This window comes from Prevotella sp., assembly GCF_036570325.1.
Taxonomy (GTDB): Bacteria; Bacteroidota; Bacteroidia; order Bacteroidales; family Bacteroidaceae; genus Prevotella.
Genome location: NZ_DATCYK010000122.1, coordinates 1 through 4,346, shown reverse-complemented (window position 1 = coordinate 4,346; position 4,346 = coordinate 1). Strand labels below are relative to the sequence as shown.

4 protein-coding genes and 1 pseudogene are annotated in these 4,346 nt (G+C 47.1%); 4 read left to right on the top strand and 1 reads right to left on the bottom strand.

Annotation, left to right across the window (positions count from 1 at the left end):
- Positions 1–358 (top strand): annotated as a pseudogene (locus tag VIR50_RS11030) (hypothetical protein); the annotation flags it as partial.
- The gene (locus VIR50_RS11025; RefSeq protein WP_331935171.1) at positions 355–1,863 is read left to right on the top strand and encodes an MBOAT family O-acyltransferase; all 1,509 of its coding nucleotides are present in this window, start codon (positions 355–357) and stop codon (positions 1,861–1,863) included. The pseudogene VIR50_RS11030 and the gene VIR50_RS11025, both read left to right, overlap by 4 nt.
- Positions 1,864–2,008: 145 nt before the next feature.
- Here the strand turns inward: VIR50_RS11025 and VIR50_RS11020 are convergent, their stop codons facing one another.
- A complete protein-coding gene (locus tag VIR50_RS11020; RefSeq protein ID WP_331935172.1) occupies positions 2,009–2,626 on the bottom strand; it encodes a hypothetical protein in 618 nt (205 codons plus the stop codon).
- Here VIR50_RS11020 and VIR50_RS11015 point away from each other — a divergent pair.
- Both VIR50_RS11015 and VIR50_RS11010 read left to right on the top strand, forming a co-directional pair.
- Entirely contained in the window at positions 2,514–3,299 is a 786-nt protein-coding gene (locus tag VIR50_RS11015; protein WP_331935170.1) for a porin family protein, read from the top strand. The two genes, VIR50_RS11020 and VIR50_RS11015, sit on opposite strands and share 113 nt — an antisense overlap.
- A gap of 117 nt (positions 3,300–3,416) precedes the next feature.
- Positions 3,417–4,346: uracil-xanthine permease family protein (locus VIR50_RS11010; RefSeq protein ID WP_331935169.1), on the top strand; the 930-nt coding region annotated here is incomplete at its 3' end.

Below are 4,346 nucleotides of genomic sequence, written 5' to 3'. Positions count from 1 at the left end.
AATGAAGAAAGCGATACGCAATATTCACGCCGCATTTCCTGAAGCCAGCATTCTTGTTATGAGCGTTCCTGACAGAGACCAACGGTCGGCCGAGGGCATTACGACGCTCAAGGAAGTTAAAAATCTGGTCAACCTTCAACAGCAGATGGCCGCCGACTGTCGTGTGGCGTTTCTCAATTTCTATCACGCCATGGGCGGATCGGGTAGCATGAAGCGGCTCGTCGATCGCAACATGGCCAATAAGGACTATACCCATCTGAGCTTTGGTGGTGGCAAATGGGTTGCCGGCAAAGTGTTTCCCTCGTTCTTGGACGGACTGAAAAATTATAAACGGCGCAAAGCACTCGAACAACAATGATACAGAGACTCATCGATCTACTGACTTATAATCCTAAGGAGCCGTTGATATTCTCAAGCGGTCTGTTTCTTTTTCTTTTCCTTGGATTCTCTTTTTTCTACATGCTTTTACGGCATAAGTTGCAGCCGAGGCTTTTCTTTGTGACGCTTTTCTCTTATTATTTCTATTATAAGAGCAGTGGATTCTATTTCTTTTTGCTGGCCGTGGTTACGCTGACCGACTTTCTTATCGCCCGTAAGATAGGCACCTTGTCGGCAGTCCGGCCGTCGGATGAGGGCGCCGCACGCCGCAACAAGCTGAAACGCAAGTGGCTGGTAGCCTTGAGTCTGCTGATTGATTTGGGATTGCTGGGCTATTTTAAGTACACCAATTTCTTCGCGGGGCTGGTAAGTCAGATGATCAATCATAACTTTCAACCGTGGGACATCTTCCTTCCGGTGGGCATAAGTTTCTTTACTTTCCAAAGCATGAGCTACACCATTGACGTTTATCGTGGCTCGCTGAAGCCTTTACCCGGCCTTTTGGACTACGCGTTCTACGTTTCTTTCTTCCCCCAATTGGTGGCCGGACCTATCGTAAGAGCCTCCGATTTCGCCCCACAGATACGTAAGCCCGTCATCATCACGCGCGACATGTTTGCCCGAGGCGTGTATTTTATCATGATAGGTCTGTTTAAGAAGGCGGTCATCAGCGACTATATCAGCCTTAATTTCGTCGATCGTATCTTCGATAACCCAACACTTTACAGCGGATTAGAGAACTTATTGGGCGTCTATGGCTACGCTTTGCAAATCTATTGCGACTTTAGCGGCTATAGCGACATGGCCATCGGCATTGCGCTTTTGCTGGGTTTTCATTTCCCCATCAACTTTAACGCGCCTTATCGTTCGACAAGTATCACCGACTTTTGGCGCCGTTGGCATATTTCTCTTTCCAGTTGGATACGCGATTACATTTATATTTCGCTCGGAGGTAACCGCAAGGGCAAGCTCCGTCAGTATCTTAACCTTATGATAACCATGCTTTTGGGAGGATTGTGGCATGGCGCCAGCCTTAATTTTATAGTTTGGGGAGGCATGCACGGCTTGGCTTTGGCGGTCCATAAGTTCATCGGTCAGGAGGTACTCCACCATGACCGACACTACAAATCCACGGGATTGAAGCGCCTGATGGCTGTTCTTGTCACCTTCCACTTTGTTTGCTTCACGTGGATATTCTTCCGTCATTCCTCGTTTGAGGCCGGATGGACCATGCTTCGTCAAATATTCACGAGCTTCCACTTTGAGTTGTGGCCGCAAGTTGTGAGTGGATATAAATACGTGTTGTTGTTTATGGGCTTGGGTTATCTTACCCATTTCCTGCCCGATGCGTGGCAAGAGAAGCTCATCGGTGGGCTTCGCCATTGCAATTTGCCGGTTTATGCGCTGCTGCTGACAGCCGTTATTTATATCGTTATTCAAATAAAGAGCTCTGCCATTCAGCCGTTTATTTACTTCCAATTCTAAGAGAAATCGGGCTGTAAGTGTGTTTGAATGCGGTTTGAAAAGGCTTTTGTTTATCCTGAATTTAAATAATAAGGCAGCGGAAGAAGTATGGAAAACTGATTCGGTCAGCCTTTTATTTTCCTTAAATTTTGATGGTTATCGACTGTCAATTAGTTTTACAAAAGGCGAAAAATACTTGCGGAATTTGAAAATGTTTTGCCTTTGGGCGGAAATATTCAAATTCTGACGGTGTTTGTAAGTTGTTGTTAATCAGAAGTTTGTGATTTTTGGATGAAATAAAGAGGTGCTTTGAAGGGCCGAAAAGGCTGTTTTGAAGAGCCATAAGCCATGTTTTGAAGGGAGCAAAGTGGGCTTTTGAGGTGATGGGAGTGGTCATTTGAATGGGTAAAAAGGTTGTTTTGGCAGGGTGGTAGCTTGGTTTTGAGGCGGTAAAGGGGTATGGAAGGTTGTTTTGTCGGTTGATTTTGAGGTTTTCGCCGGCCGGATGAGGCAGTGGAGATGAGGGCTTTTTTGTGATTAAAAGTTGACAAATGAGTTGGTCGCTGCTTTGATGTGACAATGTAGCGGCTTTGTGATAAAACTGTGTTTTTTTCTTGATTATATGATTGAAAATCCCTAATTTTGTAGAGATTTTAATAAAGCTATTCCTTATGAAAAAACTTTTTATTGCATCGGTGTTATTTTCTTGCGCTCTTGTTACTTGGGCACAACAGAATCCTAAGAGTTGGTCGATAACGCCTAAAGTAGGCTTGAATATTTCCAATCCTACCCATCGGCCGTCGTTTTACGTACATACGGAGGTATTAGAAATCACGCCGAATGACGGACTAATGCATTCGATAGGTTTTCATGAAGACCTTGTTCATGAGACTTATGTGGCAAGCAGCAAGACCGGTTTGGCCCTTGGCGTGGAAGCACAGTATCAGTTTGACGCACGATTGGGCCTTTCTGTGGGCGTTTACTATAGTCAGCAGGGCGTGAAATATAAGGATATAAACCTTGATAACATCATTTTGCCGGACGGACAAGCACCCATTGAGCAGGGTAAAGTTAAGAATGTGCGTACCCAGTTGGACTATATCACTATGCCGATACTGCTCAACTATTATGTGTATAAGGGATTGGCACTGAAGATTGGCTTGCAACCTGCTTATAATGTAGTGGCTAAGCCTCGTGCCGATTGGGGCAAAATACAGAGGGAAAAATATTTGATAGGGCAGGAATTGGCCATTGATGAGGTCCATAAGTGGGATGTCAGCGTTCCCGTAGGCCTTGCTTATGACTTTAAGAACGGGCTGGTGGTCGACCTGCGGTACCATGCGGGTATCGGTTATCTGTACGCTTCAAGATGGGATGGCGGAGGAATGAGTAAGGAAAAGCCCAAGAGCCGAACGAGCGTGTGCCAACTGACGGTGGGTTATAAATTCGGCCTTTAATCGTTTTCTCTGCTCCGACGTACGCTTATAGGTCAGCATAGAGAGGGGCATGGGTTTCATTCGATGTCCTCTTTACATGAACGTAATCGCTGCATATTTAATTTTAAAATAATTCAAATGACTGAAAATCTTTCTACAAGCCGCAAGACTATCGTGGGCATTCAGTTTCTTTTCGTGGCTTTTGGCGCCACGGTGCTGGTGCCGTTGCTCATCGGTATTGATCCCGCCACGGCTTTGTTTACGGCCGGTCTCGGCACGTTTATCTTCCATTTTGTGACCAAGGGCAAGGTGCCTATCTTCCTTGGAAGTTCTTTTGCGTTCATTGCGCCCATCATCGAAGCCTCTAAGCAGTGGGGATTGCCGGGTGCTTTGGCCGGACTTACGGGCGTTTCGGTAGTTTATTTTGTGATGAGCGCCATCGTGAAGTGGCAAGGTAAGAAGTTCTTGGATAAGGTTTTCCCGCCCGTTGTGATAGGTCCGGTCATCATTTTGATAGGTCTTTCGCTGTCGGGAAGCGCCGTTAACATGGCCAAAACCGATTGGCCGCTGGCTTTCTTGGCGCTTCTGACGGCCATCTTGGTGCTGACTTTCGGTAAAGGACTGTTTAAGTTGGTGCCTATCATCACGGGTGTGGGTGTGGGTTATGTGGCCGCCATCTTCATGGATAAGGTCGATTTCTCGGGTGTAGCGGCCGCCGCTTGGTTCCGATTCCCCGTTTCGCTCACGACGATTACGCATTTTGAATGGGCTCCTTTCCTTTATATGATACCCGTGGCGATAGCCCCCGTGCTCGAGCATATCGGCGATGTTTACGTCGTAAGTGAGGTTGCGCAGAAGGACTTTGTGAAAGAACCGGGCTTGCATCGTACCATGTTGGGCGATGGTTTGGCTTGCTTGGCCTCGGCGTTCTTGGGTGGTCCTCCCGAAACTACCTATTCGGAGGTGACCGGTGCCATGTCTATCACCAAGGTAACAAGCCCTGCTGTCATCCGTGTGGCTGCCGCTACGGCCATCGTCTTTTCGGTGGTGGGCAAGTTCAGTGCCGTG